Source organism: Pseudomonas sp. GM55 (assembly GCF_000282395.1).
Lineage (GTDB): Bacteria > Pseudomonadota > Gammaproteobacteria > Pseudomonadales > Pseudomonadaceae > Aquipseudomonas > Aquipseudomonas fluorescens_CC.
Map to the genome: position 1 here is coordinate 1 of NZ_AKJJ01000047.1, position 15647 is coordinate 15647.

Here is a 15647-nt window from a genome sequence, read left to right on the forward strand (position 1 = left end):
CCACTGGCTGCCGGCGCCCGCCAGCAACGGCCCGATCAGACAACCAATCCCCCACAGCTGGGCAATATGCGCGTTGGCGCGTACCAGTGCGTCGTCGCGATAACGCTCGCCGATCAGGATCAGTGACAAGGTGAACAACCCACCGGCGCTGGCGCCGAACAGCACCCACAATGGCCAGATCAGCAGCGTATCGATCAGCATCGGAATCGCCAGGCTCGACATCAGCAAAACCACTGCACAACCGGTGAACAACGCGCGTCGCGACAAGCGATCGGCCAACGCACCAATCGGCAATTGCAGCACCGCATCGCCGACCACTACCGTACTGACCATCGCCAGGGCGATCTCCGTGGTGAAGCCCTGGCGCAGGCAATAGACCGGCAACAGCGTCAGAATCATCGCCTCGAACGCGGCGAACAATGACACCGCCCAGGCAATCGCCGGCAAGCCACGACAGAAACCGAGCAAATCATTCAAGGTCACGCTGCTGGCCTCGCTGCTCGGCGCACCACTGCGCCCCAACAACAGGAATGGAGCCGCCATCAACAAGCCGACACCCACCCAAAAGCCATAATCGTGCCCCGTACCGAGGAAGCCCAGCAACACTGGCCCTGCCAGCTGACTCAGTGCATAGCTGCTGCCATACAACGCCACCAGTCGCCCGCGCCATTGCTCGACCACCAGTTGATTGATCCAGCTTTCACCGATGATGAATACAAGGGTCAGGATCACCCCGATCATCAGCCTCAGTACCAACCAGATCGGATAGCTCGGCAACAGTGCGAGCAAGCCGATCGAAACCGCCCCACCCCACAGACACAGGCGCATCAGATTGGCCGTGCCGAATCGTGCCGCCAGATGGCTGGAGATTTTCGCCCCCAACAGGACGCCGATGGCCGGCATCGCAGCCATAACGCCAATGGCAAACGAGCCGTAGCCCCAGCTCTCCAGGCGAAACGACACCAGCGGCATGCTGACACCCAGGGCCAGGCCGACACTTAAGACAGATGCCAAAACGGCGAAATAAGTCGCCCAACGCATACTCCACGCTCCTGTGGATATTTTTATGTACAACACAAAACATTGTGGGAGCGAGCTTGCTCGCGATGACGGAACAACATTCAACATTGAAGTCGACTGTTACACCGCTATCGCGAGCAAGCTCGCTCCCACAAGGGATCTGTGTCGTTCGGGAGGCCTGCTCTATAACAGACCTCCCTTAACGGCTTACAACTTGATCCAGGTCGCCTTCAACTCGGTGTATTTGTCGAACGCGTGCAGGGACTTGTCGCGACCGTTGCCGGACTGCTTGAAGCCACCGAACGGAGCGGTCATGTCGCCGCCATCGTACTGGTTGACCCACACGCTACCGGCACGCAGTGCGCGGGCGGTGAGGTGCGCCTTGGAAATGTCGCCAGTCCAGACCGCAGCGGCCAGGCCGTACGGCGTGTCGTTGGCGATCGCGATGGCTTCTTCGGCGCTGTCGAATTCGATGACCGACAGTACCGGGCCGAAAATTTCTTCCTGGGCGATTTTCATCGCATTGCTCACACCATCGAAAATGGTCGGCTCAACGTAAGTACCGCCAGTTTCCTGGAGCGTACGCTTGCCACCGACCACCAACCTGGCGCCGTCGGCATGACCGGACTCGATGTAGGACAGTACGGTGTTCATCTGTTGGGTATCGACCAGCGCGCCAACATTGGTCGCCGGGTCCAGCGGGTTACCCGGCTTCCAGGCTTTCAGCGCCTCGATCACCAGCGGCAGGAATTTGTCCTTGATCGAACGCTCCACCAGCAGGCGCGAACCGGCGGTGCAGACTTCGCCCTGGTTGAAGGCGATGGCGCCAGCAGCGGCTTCGGCTGCATCCTGCAGGTTCGGCGCATCGGCGAACACGATGTTCGGGCTCTTGCCACCGGCTTCGAGCCAGACGCGCTTCATGTTCGACTCGCCGGAGTAGATCAACAGTTGCTTGGCGATTTTGGTCGAGCCGGTGAACACCAGGGTGTCGACGTCGTTATGCAGGGCCAGGGCCTTGCCGACGGTATGACCGTAACCCGGCAATACGTTCAGCACGCCTTTCGGGATGCCGGCTTCGACAGCCAGTTCAGCGATACGGATGGCGGTCAACGGGGATTTTTCGGACGGTTTGAGGATCACCGAGTTACCGGTGGACAGCGCCGGACCCAGTTTCCAGCACGCCATCATCAGCGGGAAGTTCCACGGCACGATGGCGCCAACAACACCCACCGGCTCACGGGTCACCAGGCCCAGTTGATCGTGCGGGGTGGCCGCTACTTCGTCGTAGATCTTGTCGATGGCTTCGCCGCTCCAGCTCAGGGCTTGTGCCGCGCCGGGAACGTCGATGTACAGGGAATCGCTGATCGGCTTGCCCATGTCCAGGGTTTCAAGCAGGGCCAGCTCTTCGGCGTGCTGTTTGAGCAGGCCGGCGAAACGGATCATGGTGGATTTGCGCTTGGTCGGCGCCAGGCGCGACCAGACACCGGAATTGAACGTGGCACGGGCGTTTTCCACAGCGCGCTGGGCATCGGCGGCGTCACAGCTGGCAATCTTGCCCAGCAGACGGCCATCGACCGGGCTGATGCACTCGAAGGTCTCGCCGGAAACGGCGTCGGTGTATTCGCCATTGATATAAGCGCGGCCTTCGATTTTCAGGTCGCGGGCACGTTGTTCCCAGTCGGCACGGGTCAGGGTGGTCATGCGAGTGTCCTCCTCTTATTGATACGACACCCGCGTTCTTCGCGGGCGCTGTCAGGAATTCTGCCCGGCCAGCCTGCTTGTCGGCCCAAGGCAACCACCACCCTAAACCAGCGGCAGGTGAAGTTTCAATATATTTGACATAACGCCGGCAAACGGCCTTGCGATGTTCATTTTAATAAACATAGACTTTGCTTCTACCAACCACTCGCGTCGCATTCACGGGGGAATACAACAATGAGCATCCAGAATATCGTCGACTTCAGCCAGGCCACCACCGCCGCCGAGCGCTATCGCCCGGATCCGACCAAAGTGCTGAAGGGCGATCCCGAGCAAGCGGTGTACAACCACTACAACAGCCCTTGCGGCCAATTGAACGCCGGCGTGTGGGAAGGGGCTGTCGGCCAGTGGACGGTGAACTTCACCGAACATGAATACTGCGAAATCGTGCAGGGGGTTTCCGTACTGCGCGACCTTGATGGCAATGCCAAGACGCTGCGCGTGGGTGATCGCTTCGTGATCCCGGCAGGCTTTCGCGGCACCTGGGAAGTGCTGGAGCCATGCCGCAAGATCTATGTGGCGTTTGAACAGAAGGCTTGAATTTTGCGCTGAATCGGCCGCCCCATCGCGGGCAAGCCCGCTCCCACAGGGATCTACGTCGATCCCAAAACCTGTGGGAGCGTGGCTTGCCCGCGATGAGGCCCTGACAGACGACGCATAACCAGAAGGCAACAAAAAAGGCCCGTATCTCGCGATACGGGCCTTTTTCGTAAGAGAGAAAAATCAATTACTTGATTTTGCCTTCTTTGTAGATCACGTGCTTGCGAACAACCGGATCATATTTCTTGATCTCGATTTTGTCCGGAGTAGTACGCTTGTTCTTGTCGGTAGTGTAGAAGTGACCAGTACCGGCGCTCGAAATCAAACGAATCAATTCACGCATGATTAGCTCCCTTAAACCTTGCCATCGCGACGAAGTTCGGCCAGCACGACACTGATGCCACGCTTGTCGATGATGCGCATGCCTTTGGCAGATACGCGCAGACGCACAAAACGTTTCTCTTCTTCAACCCAGAAGCGGTGATGCTGCAGGTTCGGCAGGAAACGACGACGGGTTTTGTTGTTTGCGTGGGAAATGTTATTCCCAGTCACCGGACCCTTACCGGTAACTTGACATACTCTAGACATGCCTCAGCCCTCTAAAACCACATGCCCAACCCGGCATGGGTTGGCCGCTTAATCTCTAGTCATTGTGGCGCCAGGCGCCGCGATTCTTTAGAGGTCTTACCGGCTACACCTACAGTGAAGGAACCGGGCCCCTAGAAAAGAGCGCTGCTTTATACCAGAAAGACTGGAGAGCAACAACATTCGCTGTGCCTTGAACTGATAAAAACCCGTTTTTTCCTGCCTCAAGCGCTTTGGATAAAGGCTGTCGGCGCTTGCGACCGCTCGTCGCAGAAAATCTGCCAGACACCTCAATCGCGGGTTTCCCAAGCGGGCACAGCAAAATCAGGCGCCTATAGTCACCTCAAAATGAAAAAGGGGATAGTCATTTGCAAAAGAGCCTACTAGGGTAAGCCTTTTCCAGACTGCACTTGCAGATGGGCCTTCGATCTGTAAAGGAACCGACCATGCGCCTCGCTGCCCTACCGCTGCTGCTCGCCCCGCTTCTGCTGAGCCCACAGGCCTTTGCCGCCGCCCTGAGCGTCTGCACCGAGGCCAGCCCCGAAGGGTTCGACGTGGTGCAGTACAACTCGCTGACCACCACCAACGCCTCGGCCGATGTGTTGATGAATCGCCTGGTGGACTTCGACACGGCCAGTGGCAAAGTGGTCGCCAGCCTCGCCGACAGCTGGGACGTCAGCCCCGACGGCCTGACCTACGTGTTCAAATTGCACCCGCAAGTGAAATTCCATCGCACCGAGTACTTCACCCCGACGCGCGACCTGAATGCCGAAGACGTGATTTTCAGCTTCGACCGCATGCTCGACCCGGCCAATGCGTGGCACAAAGTCGCCCAGAGCGGCTTCCCGCATGCGCAATCGATGCAGTTGCCTGCACTGATCAAGAAGATCGACGCCCTCGATCCGCAGACCGTGCGTTTCACCCTCGACCACCCGGACTCGACCTTCCTGGCGACCCTGAGCATGGGCTTCGCCTCGATCTATTCAGCCGAGTACGCCGACAAACTGATGAAGGCAGGCACGCCCGAGAAGTTCAACAGCCAGCCAATTGGCACGGGGCCGTTCGTGTTCACCCGCTTCCAGAAGGACGCCTCGGTTCGCTACAAAGCCAACCCTGATTACTTCGGTGGCAAACCCTCTGTAGATCCGCTGATCTTTGCCATCACGCCGGACGCCAACGTGCGCCTGCAGAAATTGCGCCGTAACGAATGCCAGATCGCCCTGTCACCCAAGCCTCTGGACGTACAGGAAGCGCTGAAAGAGCCGACCCTGAAAGTCGAAAAGACTGACGCGTTCATGACCGCATTCGTCGGCATCAACAGCCAGCATCCACCACTGGACAAACCTGAAGTCCGTCAGGCCATCAACCTTGCCTTCGACAAGGCCAACTATGTCAAAGCCGTGTTCGAAGACACCGCCGAGGCGGCCAACGGCCCGTATCCGCCCAATACCTGGAGCTACGCGAAAAACCTTCCGGGTTACCCTCACGACATCCAGAAGGCCAAGGCGCTGATGGTCAAGGCCGGGCTCAAGGATGGCTTCCAGACCACCATCTGGACCCGCCCCTCCGGCAGCCTGCTCAACCCCAACCCAAGCCTCGGCGCTCAACTGCTGCAGTCCGACCTCGCGGAAATCGGCATTCAGGCCGAGATCCGCGTGATCGAATGGGGCGAACTGATTCGCCGCGCCAAGGCCGGTGAACACGACTTGCTGTTCATGGGCTGGGCTGGCGATAACGGCGACCCGGACAACTTCCTCACGCCGCAGTTTTCCTGCGCCGCCGTCAAATCCGGCACCAACTTCGCCCGCTACTGCAACCAGGACCTGGACAAGCTGATCAGCGCCGGCAAGACCACCGGCGAGCAAGGTGTGCGCAGCAAGCTCTACGAACAGGCCCAGACGCAGATCCAGCAGCAGGCGCTGTGGCTACCCCTGGCCCACCCGACGGCCTTTGCGCTGACACGCAAGGATGTCGAGGGGTACTCGGTCAGCCCGTTCGGTCGGCAGGATTACTCGAAGGTGAACGTCAAGTAATCCGCCTCAACACAGAACCCTGTAGGAGCCGGCTTGCTGGCGATAGCGTCGGCACGCTCAGCACCCATGCTGGATCTGCTGGCCCCATCGCCAGCAAGCCGGCTCCTACAATGTCCGCGTGCATCCCGTTACATCCACCCATACTCCGCCATCGACAGTGGGTCGCCATCACCGATGATGAAGTGGTCGAGCACCCGCACATCAATCAGCTCCAACGCCTTTTGCAGGCGCTTGGTGAGCACTCGGTCGGCCTGACTGGGGTCGGAGTTACCCGACGGGTGGTTGTGACAGAGGATCAATGCCGCTGCGTTGTTGGCCAAGGCGCGCTTGACCACCTCTCGCGGATGCACGCTGGTGTTGTCGATGGAGCCGCGAAACAGCGTCTCAAACCCCAGCACCTGATGCTTGGAATCGAGAAACAGGCAACCAAACACCTCGTGTGGCTCGTGACGCAGCATCGATTTCAGGTACTCGCGAACCGCCTGCGGATTCTCCAGTGCCGATTTTTGGCGCGCACGCTCGGCCAAATGACGCCTGCTCATTTCTTGAGCAGCTTGCAATTGAGCAAATTTCGCCGGCCCAAGCCCCAACTGCTTGCTGAACGTTTCCTGATCGGCTTCAAGCAGCGAACGCAGGCTGCCAAACTGATTCAACAGGTGTCGCGCCAGATCTACTGCGCTTTTACCCACCACGCCTGTCCGTAAAAATATCGCCAGCAGTTCGGCGTCCGAAAGACTTCCCGAGCCCTGTTCGAGCAACCTCTCCCGTGGCCGTTCCGCCGCTGGCCAATCGCGAATACTCATAGCACCTCCCTGTCTGTGGGCACCGCTGTTCCGTAGCGGTCGCTGTGATATCGTAGCCCATCTTTTTTGCGGGCGAATTCACCCTGGGGAGGGGGTTTCGCCACGTATGTCACCAACGAATTGAAAGGCAGGCCTATGCAGCGGCTGTATCGGAAACGCATTGTTCTGGGCGTCGGCGGCGGCATCGCTGCCTACAAGAGCGCCGACCTGGTTCGCCGCCTGATCGATCAGGGCGCCGAAGTGCGCGTGGTCATGACCCGAGGCGGCGCAGAGTTCATCACACCGTTGACCATGCAGGCTCTATCCGGGCACCCGGTCCACCTGGACCTGCTGGACCCGGCGGCCGAAGCGGCCATGGGCCACATCGAACTGGCCAAATGGGCCGACCTGGTGCTGATCGCCCCCGCCACGGCGGACCTGATCGCCCGCCTCGCCCAAGGCATCGCCGATGACCTGCTGACCACGCTGGTACTGGCCACCGACGCGGTGGTCGCCGTTGCGCCGGCCATGAACCAGGCCATGTGGCGCGATCCGGCGACCCAGGCCAACCTGCAAACCCTCGAAAGCCGCAACATCAAGGTCTTCGGCCCGGCCTCCGGCAGCCAGGCCTGTGGCGACGTCGGCCTGGGGCGCATGCTCGAAGCCCTTGAACTGGCCCAATGCGCCGCCGACTGCTTCCAGCGTCAGGCACTGACCGGTAAACACGTGCTGATCACCGCCGGCCCGACCCAGGAAAACATCGACCCGGTGCGTTACATCACCAACCACAGCTCCGGGAAAATGGGCTTTGCCCTGGCCGAAGCGGCCGTGGAAGCGGGTGCACGCGTGACCCTGATCACCGGTCCGGTGCACCTGCCGACCCCGGATCGCGTCACCCGCATCGACGTGGTCAGCGCCCGCGACATGTTGGCCGCCTGCGAAGCGGCGATCCCTTGCGACCTGTTCATCGCCTCGGCAGCAGTCGCAGATTACCGCCCGGAAGTCGTCGCCCCACAGAAACTCAAGAAAGATCCTACGAACGGCGACGGCTTGCTGCTGCAGATGGTGCGCAACCCGGACATTCTGGCCACCATCGCCACCCGTCCTGACCGCCCGTTCAGTGTCGGTTTCGCCGCCGAGACCGAGCACCTGCTCGATTACGCTGCTCGCAAGTTGAAAGACAAGAATCTCGATTTGATCGTCGCCAACGACGTCGCCAACCCGAGCATTGGCTTCAACAGCGAAGAAAACGCCTGCAGCGTCATCGACCGTGAGCTTCACGCCACACTCTTCGCCCAGACCAGCAAGAGCAAGATTGCTCGCCAGCTGATCACTTTTATCGCCGAACGTCTGAACCAGGTTTAATTTACATGCACGCTTTGCAAGCCAAGATCCTCGACCCCCGCATCGGCACCGAATTCCCGCTGCCGCAATACGCCACACCAGGCTCCGCCGGCCTCGACCTGCGCGCCATGCTGGAACAGGACACCGTGATCAAGCCGGGTGAAACCGTGCTGATCCCCACTGGTCTGTCGGTCTACATCGGTGACCCGAACCTGGCGGCGCTGATTCTGCCGCGCTCGGGGATGGGCCATAAGCACGGCATCGTGCTGGGCAACCTGGTGGGGCTGATCGACTCCGACTACCAGGGCCCATTGATGGTCTCCTGCTGGAACCGCGGCCAGACCGAATTCACCATGCCGGTTGGCGAGCGCCTGGCGCAACTGGTGCTGGTGCCGGTGGTGCAGGCTCATTTCGAGATGGTTGAAGAGTTTGTTGAAACCGAGCGCGGCACTGGCGGTTTCGGCCATACCGGTACCCGTTGATCCGGTCACGCTCTTCCGTGGCGGCGGATCAAGCTCCCTCGCCACAAAATTCAAATTGTCATCTGCAAGGTTTAGCACCGAAAATCAAGGCATTACCGGGCCAAACCCTTGCCGTCAGGGGCGTCATGGCCCTTTCATACCACGAACTCTCTGTGGAAAACGCCGTCATACCCTTCAGTTTGAACCTGCCGTCGAATGACTCGGCGGCCTGTCCAGCCACTTTCGAGATGGAGCATTTCCACAGATGAACACCCCGGCCAACATCGCACCCAAGTTCCCTGACAGCATTTTCCGCGCCTATGACATTCGCGGCACCGTTCCGGAGTTCCTGAACGCTGAGACCGCTTACTGGATCGGCCGCGCCGTCGGCTCCCAGAGCCTGGCCCAGGGCGAACCGAACGTGTCCGTCGGTCGCGATGGCCGCTTGTCCGGCCCGGAGTTGGTCGCGCAACTGATCAAAGGCATCGCCGACAGCGGCTGCCACGTCAGCGATGTCGGCCTGGTCCCGACTCCGGCGCTCTACTACGCCGCCAACGTGCTCGCCGGCAAATCCGGTGTAATGCTCACCGGCAGCCACAACCCGTCGAACTACAACGGCTTCAAGATCGTCATCGCCGGCGACACCCTGGCCAACGAACAGATCCAGGCCCTGCACGACCGCCTCAAGACCAACAACCTGAGCAGTGGCCAGGGCAGCATCACCCAGGTCGAGATTCTCGACCGCTACACCACTGAAATCGTCCAGGACATCAAGCTGGCCCGTCGTCTGAAAGTGGTCGTCGATTGCGGCAACGGCGCGGCCGGCGTGATCGCCCCGCAACTGATCGAAGCGCTGAACTGCGAAGTCATCCCGCTGTTCTGCGAAGTGGATGGCAACTTCCCGAACCACCACCCGGACCCGGGCAAGCCTGAAAACCTCGTGGACCTGATCAACAAGGTCAAGGAAACCAAGGCTGACATCGGCCTGGCCTTCGATGGTGATGGCGACCGCGTCGGCGTGGTAACCAACACCGGCAGCATCGTCTACCCGGACCGCCTGCTGATGCTGTTCGCCCGCGACGTCGTGGCGCGCAACCCTGGCGCCGAGATCATCTTCGACGTCAAATGCACCCGCCGCCTGATCCCGCTGATCAAGGAATACGGCGGCCGCTCGCTAATGTGGAAGACCGGTCACTCGTTGATCAAAAAGAAAATGAAACAATCCGGCGCCCTGTTGGCCGGCGAAATGAGCGGGCACATCTTCTTCAAGGAGCGCTGGTTCGGTTTCGACGACGGCATTTACAGCGCCGCGCGGTTGCTGGAGATCCTCAGCAAGGAAAAATCCTCGGCCGAAGAGTTGTTCGCTACCTTCCCGAACGATATTTCTACGCCGGAAATCAATATCCATGTGACCGAAGAGAGCAAATTCAGCATCATTGATGCATTGCACGATGCGCAGTGGGGCGCAGGCGCCGACCTGACCACCATTGACGGCGTGCGAGTCGACTATGCCAAAGGCTGGGGCCTGGTACGCGCATCCAACACCACACCGGTGCTGGTGCTGCGTTTCGAGGCCGATGACGAGGCTGAACTGCAACGCATCAAGGATGTGTTCCGCATCCAGCTCAAGCGCGTTGCACCTGATCTCCAACTACCGTTCTGATTCACCCGGAGCCCTGAATGACCCTCGAACGCGAAGCCGCCGCCAACACCGCCAAGGTCCTGTCCGAAGCGTTACCTTACATCCGCCGTTATGTCGGCAAGACACTGGTGATCAAATACGGCGGCAACGCGATGGAAAGCGAGGAGCTGAAAACCGGCTTCGCCCGCGACATCGTGCTGATGAAGGCCGTGGGTATCAACCCGGTGGTGGTTCACGGCGGCGGTCCGCAAATCGGTGACCTGCTCAAGCGACTGTCGATCGAGAGTCACTTTGTCGACGGCATGCGCGTCACCGACGCCGCGACCATGGACGTGGTGGAAATGGTCCTCGGCGGCCAGGTCAACAAGGACATCGTCAACCTGATCAACCGTCATGGCGGCAGCGCCATCGGCCTGACCGGCAAGGACGCCGAGCTGATTCGTGCGAAGAAGCTCACCGTCACCCGCCAGACCCCGGAGATGACCACCCCGGAAATCATCGACATCGGCCATGTGGGCGAAGTGGTCGGGATCAACACCGACCTGCTGAACCTGCTGGTCAAGGGCGACTTCATTCCGGTGATCGCGCCCATCGGTGTCGGCGCCAATGGCGAGTCGTACAACATCAACGCTGACCTGGTGGCCGGTAAAGTCGCCGAAGCGTTGAAGGCCGAGAAGCTGATGCTGCTGACCAACATCGCCGGCCTGATGGACAAGTCGGGCAAGGTCCTGACCGGCCTGAGCACTGCACAGGTCGACGAGCTGATCGCCGACGGCACCATCTACGGCGGCATGCTGCCGAAGATCCGTTGCGCGCTGGAAGCGGTCCAGGGCGGTGTGGGCAGCTCGTTGATCATCGACGGCCGCGTGCCAAACGCGATCCTGCTGGAAATCTTCACCGATACCGGCGTGGGCACCCTGATCAGCAATCGCAAGCGTCACTAAGCGATAGCGCACACAAAAAAGCCCCGCTCAGCCTGGCTGAGCGGGGCTTTTTTGCACGGATGCTCACCTGATAAACCGCGGTGCTTCAATCGCTGGCAAGCCAGCTCCTACAGGGATATCACCGATTCTGTAGGAGCTGGCTTGCCAGCGATAGCGATTAAACGGGCAAGGCCATCTTCAGATCAGACGCCGAACTGGGCGCGGTAGGCTTCGACGGCTGGCAGATGCTGCTTGAGCTGCGGATCGTCTGCCAGGAATTCCAGCACCTGGTTCAGCGAAACGATGCTGATCACCGGGATGCCGAAGTCACGCTCGACTTCCTGGATCGCCGACAACTCGCCGTTGCCGCGCTCCTGACGGTTCAGGGCGATCAGCACGCCTGCCGCCTTGGCGCCGTCCTGGGAGGCGATGATCTGCATCACTTCACGGATGGCGGTGCCGGCAGTGATCACGTCGTCGATGATCAGCACTTCACCGGTCAGCGGTGCGCCAACCAGGCTGCCGCCTTCGCCGTGGGCCTTGGCTTCCTTGCGGTTGAAGCACCATGGCAGGTCACGGTTGTGGTGCTCGGCCAGCGCAACAGCGGTGGTCGCCGCCAGCGGAATGCCTTTGTACGCAGGGCCAAACAGCACGTCGAACGCAATGCCGCTCTCGGCAATGGCAGCGGCGTAGAAACGACCCAGCTGCGCCAGGGCCGAACCCGAGTTGAACAAGCCCGCGTTGAAGAAGTAAGGACTGGTGCGCCCGGACTTCAGGGTGAACTCACCGAAGCGCAAAACGCCGCGATCGATGGCAAAACGGATGAAATCGCGCTGATACGCTTGCATGAAAAAAACCCCAAATACCACGGATTTAGCTAATTAGCTTGACGCCGTGTATCATACACGCACGCGATTTTTGGGGCCATTTATGCGGATCATCAGTGTGAACGTCAATGGTATTCAGGCTGCAGTCGAGCGTGGTTTGCTCAGTTGGCTGCAAGCACAGAATGCCGACGTCATCTGCCTGCAGGACACCCGTGCCTCCGCCTTTGAACTGGATGACCCAGCCTTCCAACTGGATGGCTACTTCCTTTATGCCTGCGATGCTGAAGTCCCTGCCCAAGGCGGTGTGGCTTTGTATTCGCGGTTGCAACCGAAGGCTGTCATCAGCGGTCTCGGTTTCGAGACGGCCGACCGCTACGGGCGCTACCTGCAAGCAGATTTCGACAAGGTCAGCATCGCGACCTTGCTGCTCCCTTCGGGGCAGAACGGCGATGAAGACTTGAACCAGAAGTTCAAGCTAATGGACGACTTCGCCCGTTATCTGGATAAACAGCGGCGCAAACGTCGCGAGTACATTTATTGTGGCTCGCTGTACGTGGCGCAACAGAAACTGGATATTAAAAACTGGCGTGACAGCCAGCAATCTCCGGGCTTCCTGGCACCTGAACGTGCCTGGATGGACGAGATTGTCGGCAACATGGGTTATGTCGACGCCCTGCGGGAAGTCAGCCGTGAAGGTGACCAGTACAGCTGGTGGCCGGACAACGAACAGGCGGAGATGCTCAACCTCGGTTGGCGCTTCGACTATCAACTGCTGACCCCGGGCCTGCGCCGCTTCGTACGCAGCGCACGCCTGCCACGCCAGCCGCGGTTCTCGCAACACGCACCGCTGATCGTGGACTACGACTGGACGCTGACGATCTAGGTTTGTTTGCACTGACAAAAAAGCCGACATTGCTCAGACAAGAAAATGCCCGTATCGCAAGATACGGGCATTTTTTATGAGCTGCACTCAAGTGACCTGAACTTCAAGCCGCGGAGAAAAACGGCAATGCAAGGTACAACTTGATTACGATGACATTAACAATGTCGATAAAGAAAGCGCCCACCATTGGCACCACCAAAAATGCTATCTGCGAAGGCCCGTAGCGTTGTGTCACCGCTTGCATGTTAGCGATGGCCGTTGGCGTGGCACCCAGCCCAAAACCGCAATGCCCTGCCGCCAGCACAGCCGCATCGTAGTTACTCCCCATCATCCTGAACGTCACAAAAATCGCAAACAGTGCCATGACCAACGTTTGTGCAGCCAGGATGATGAAGATCGGCAAAGCCAGTGCAGCCAGATCCCACAGTTTGAGTGACATCAGAGCGATCGCCAGAAACAGCGACAAACTGACATTCCCCAACACGGAGACTTCACGCTCAAATACCTGATACACGCCAAGCGCTGAAAGCCCGTTTCGCAAAAGTACCCCCACGAACAACACGCAAACGAATGTCGGCAACTCGAATGAGGTGCCTTGCAGCCACCCATTCAGGAGTGAGCCCGCCAGCAGACTGACAGCGATCAGAGCCAGTGTCTCGACAAGCGAAAATGATGTGATCGAGCGTTCTTTGTTCGGCTGTTCAAAGCCCCTGGGTAACCGTGGCTTTCCTTGCTCGCAGCCGGGGGTCTGGACACGACTGATGAGCAGGCGGGCAACAGGACCACCAATCAAACCGCCCAGCACCAGGCCAAACGTCGCGGAGGCCATGGCCAGTTCAGAGGCAGACGCCAGACCGAACTTTTCGCTGAACGTCGCCCCCCATGCAGCACCAGTACCGTGGCCCCCTGCCAACGTAATCGAGCCAGTCAGCAAGCCCATCAAAGGATCGAGCCCCAACGCCGTTGCGAGCCCGATGCCCATGGCATTCTGGATCACCAGGAGCCCGACCACCGCCAGCAGAAATATCCCCACGACGCGCCCGCCCTTCTTCAGGCTGGCGAAGTCTGCACTCAAGCCGATGGTGGCAAAAAACGCCAACATCAAGGGCGTTTGCAGCGAGGTGTCAAAGCGAACTTCAATATCGAGGGCCCTTAACGCCAGAAGACACAAGGCAACTACCAGGCCGCCTGCTACAGGCTCAGGGATATTATAAGTACGTAAAAAACCGACACGTGTGACAAGCGCGCGCCCCAGCAAAAGCACTAAAGAGGCGGCGACAAGTGTTCCGTAAAAATCAAGCTGAAGCATTCTGGATATTCTTGTTTATATATTCAGGGGCGAACTTTTTACCTGGACACGCCTCTTGAACAGATTGATTGGTCTCAATACTGATTGGTATTGGATTCAGAGGCCGTCAATGGTCCGAATATATCGAAATATTTCTTGAAAAATATTACTTGGGGCAACCTTATCAACCGCCAAGTCTCATTGCCAAGCCTACAAGCCGTACTGAGCTTCGCAGTTTGTGACTAAACGTGTAGGAAATATTATTTGCCCGAATGAACTTCATTTGAATGGCGAGCGAACAAGTACACAACATTAGAGATTAATCTGATTGCAAAAAAATGCCCCGACATGTCGGGGCATTTGTATTGGACGGCAAATAAACAGCATCAGCGCCCTGGCTTACTTGATCAACCGCCAGGTGAACGGGTAACGATAAGGCAACCCTTCATTGGCCTTAACTCCGGCAATGATCGTCAGCACCAGCGCACCGATCGCGATCAGGCCAAACAGGAAGAACCCGATAATCACCACCATCAGCAGGAAGCAAATGGCCGAGGCAATGGCGACGGTGATCTGAAAATTCAACGCCTCCTTGCCCTGGGCATCGATGAACGGGTCCATCTCGCGCTTCATCTGCCAGAGAATCAGCGGGCCGATGATCGTGCCGAACGGAATCCAGATCCCCAGCAAGGCGGACAAGTGACAAAACATCGCCCACTGACGCACCTCTTGGCTCGGCGTGGGCAGCGGTAGTTGCTCGTCACTCATGGTGTCCTCCTTGCCTGGAGCGGTTCGGTCAGTCGGCCAGTGCGGCCTTTTGCAGTTCGAAAATCTCGTTCATGCCTTTCCTGGCCAGCTCCAGCATGGCGTTCAGCTCTTCAGGCTGGAACGGCGCGCCTTCGGCAGTGCCCTGGACTTCGATGAAACCGCCAGTGCTGGTCATCACCACGTTCAGGTCAGTCTCGGCGGCCGAATCTTCCAGATAGTCGAGGTCGAGCACCGGCTCCCCCTTGTACATGCCCACGGATACTGCGGCGATCATTTGTTTGACCGGGTCGCCGCCCTTCAGGCCGCCACGCTTCTTGATGACCTTCAAGGCATCGATCAGCGCAACCATGGAGCCGGTGATCGAAGCAGTGCGGGTACCGCCATCAGCCTGGATCACATCGCAGTCGACGTACAGGGTGATGTCGCCCAGTTTGGACATGTCCAGCGCGGCGCGCAGGGAGCGACCGATCAGACGCTGGATTTCCAGGGTGCGGCCGCCCTGCTTGCCACGGCTGGCTTCGCGCTGGTTACGCTCGCCGGTAGCACGCGGCAGCATGCCGTACTCGGCAGTCAGCCAACCCTGGCCCTGGCCTTTCAGGAAACGCGGTACGCCCGGTTCAACGCTGACGGTGCAGATGACCTTGGTATCACCGAACTCGACCAGCACAGAACCCTCGGCGTGTTTGGTGTAGTTGCGAGTGATGCGGATCGAGCGGAGCTGATCGGCAGCGCGACCACTTGGACGTATCATAGGGAATACCTGTACTGGGGACGGAAAACTGCGGAGCATTAT

At 59.1% G+C, this 15647-nt stretch carries 15 protein-coding genes and 1 pseudogene; 7 read left to right on the plus strand and 9 right to left on the minus strand.

Features of this window, described 5'->3' with window-relative positions:
* Both PMI31_RS11860 and PMI31_RS11865 read right to left on the minus strand, forming a co-directional pair.
* Positions 1-1041 (minus strand): MFS transporter (locus PMI31_RS11860; protein ID WP_008018256.1); only part of this gene is annotated, 1041 nt, incomplete at its 3' end.
* Between the two features lie 186 nt (positions 1042-1227).
* On the minus strand, positions 1228-2721 hold the full coding sequence (locus PMI31_RS11865; RefSeq protein ID WP_008018257.1) for an aldehyde dehydrogenase: 1494 nt from the start codon (positions 2719-2721) through the stop codon (positions 1228-1230).
* A 234-nt stretch (positions 2722-2955) separates the two neighbouring features.
* Between PMI31_RS11865 and PMI31_RS11870 the strand changes: the two genes are divergently transcribed.
* Complete coding sequence (locus PMI31_RS11870; RefSeq protein ID WP_008018258.1) at positions 2956-3318, plus strand: cupin domain-containing protein; 363 nt, start codon at positions 2956-2958, stop codon at positions 3316-3318.
* Between the two features lie 187 nt (positions 3319-3505).
* Here the strand turns inward: PMI31_RS11870 and rpmG are convergent, their stop codons facing one another.
* Positions 3506-3661 (minus strand): 50S ribosomal protein L33, encoded by a 156-nt coding sequence (gene rpmG / locus PMI31_RS11875; RefSeq protein ID WP_003177274.1) that lies wholly within the window; start codon positions 3659-3661, stop codon positions 3506-3508.
* A gap of 11 nt (positions 3662-3672) precedes the next feature.
* Entirely contained in the window at positions 3673-3906 is a 234-nt protein-coding gene (rpmB, locus tag PMI31_RS11880; protein ID WP_003177273.1) for a 50S ribosomal protein L28, read from the minus strand.
* Between the two features lie 443 nt (positions 3907-4349).
* Between rpmB and PMI31_RS11885 the strand changes: the two genes are divergently transcribed.
* Positions 4350-5936, plus strand: a complete 1587-nt coding sequence (locus PMI31_RS11885; protein WP_008018259.1) for an ABC transporter substrate-binding protein — start codon at positions 4350-4352, stop codon at positions 5934-5936.
* 128 nt (positions 5937-6064) lie between these two features.
* Here the strand turns inward: PMI31_RS11885 and radC are convergent, their stop codons facing one another.
* Positions 6065-6739: a RadC family protein gene (gene radC / locus PMI31_RS11890; protein WP_008018261.1), complete on the minus strand. Its 675-nt coding sequence runs from the start codon at positions 6737-6739 to the stop codon at positions 6065-6067.
* 135 nt (positions 6740-6874) lie between these two features.
* Here radC and coaBC point away from each other — a divergent pair, with 135 nt between their 5' ends.
* From coaBC to argB, 4 genes and pseudogenes are all read left to right on the plus strand, one after another.
* Entirely contained in the window at positions 6875-8083 is a 1209-nt protein-coding gene (coaBC, locus tag PMI31_RS11895; protein ID WP_008018262.1) for a bifunctional phosphopantothenoylcysteine decarboxylase/phosphopantothenate--cysteine ligase CoaBC, read from the plus strand.
* A 5-nt stretch (positions 8084-8088) separates the two neighbouring features.
* Complete coding sequence (gene dut, locus PMI31_RS11900) at positions 8089-8544, plus strand: dUTP diphosphatase (RefSeq protein WP_007975171.1); 456 nt, start codon at positions 8089-8091, stop codon at positions 8542-8544.
* 265 nt (positions 8545-8809) lie between these two features.
* Positions 8810-10186, plus strand: a pseudogene (locus PMI31_RS11905) (phosphomannomutase/phosphoglucomutase); the annotation flags it as partial.
* A 17-nt stretch (positions 10187-10203) separates the two neighbouring features.
* Positions 10204-11109, plus strand: coding sequence for an acetylglutamate kinase (gene argB, locus PMI31_RS11910; RefSeq protein ID WP_007996521.1), 906 nt, complete (start codon positions 10204-10206; stop codon positions 11107-11109).
* Positions 11110-11291: 182 nt separating this feature from the next.
* Here argB and pyrE read toward each other — a convergent pair whose 3' ends face one another.
* On the minus strand, positions 11292-11936 hold the full coding sequence (gene pyrE, locus PMI31_RS11915) for an orotate phosphoribosyltransferase (protein WP_007975175.1): 645 nt from the start codon (positions 11934-11936) through the stop codon (positions 11292-11294).
* A gap of 82 nt (positions 11937-12018) precedes the next feature.
* Between pyrE and PMI31_RS11920 the strand changes: the two genes are divergently transcribed.
* Entirely contained in the window at positions 12019-12798 is a 780-nt protein-coding gene (locus PMI31_RS11920; RefSeq protein WP_003176915.1) for an exodeoxyribonuclease III, read from the plus strand.
* 103 nt (positions 12799-12901) lie between these two features.
* Here PMI31_RS11920 and gltS read toward each other — a convergent pair whose 3' ends face one another.
* The 3 genes from gltS to rph form a co-directional block, all read right to left on the minus strand.
* Positions 12902-14107, minus strand: a complete 1206-nt coding sequence (gene gltS / locus PMI31_RS11925; RefSeq protein ID WP_008018266.1) for a sodium/glutamate symporter — start codon at positions 14105-14107, stop codon at positions 12902-12904.
* A gap of 378 nt (positions 14108-14485) precedes the next feature.
* Positions 14486-14854, minus strand: a complete 369-nt coding sequence (locus PMI31_RS11930; RefSeq protein WP_008018267.1) for a DUF4870 domain-containing protein — start codon at positions 14852-14854, stop codon at positions 14486-14488.
* Positions 14855-14882: 28 nt separating this feature from the next.
* Positions 14883-15605, minus strand: a complete 723-nt coding sequence (gene rph, locus PMI31_RS11935; RefSeq protein ID WP_008018268.1) for a ribonuclease PH — start codon at positions 15603-15605, stop codon at positions 14883-14885.
* Positions 15606-15647 lie beyond the last annotated feature (42 nt).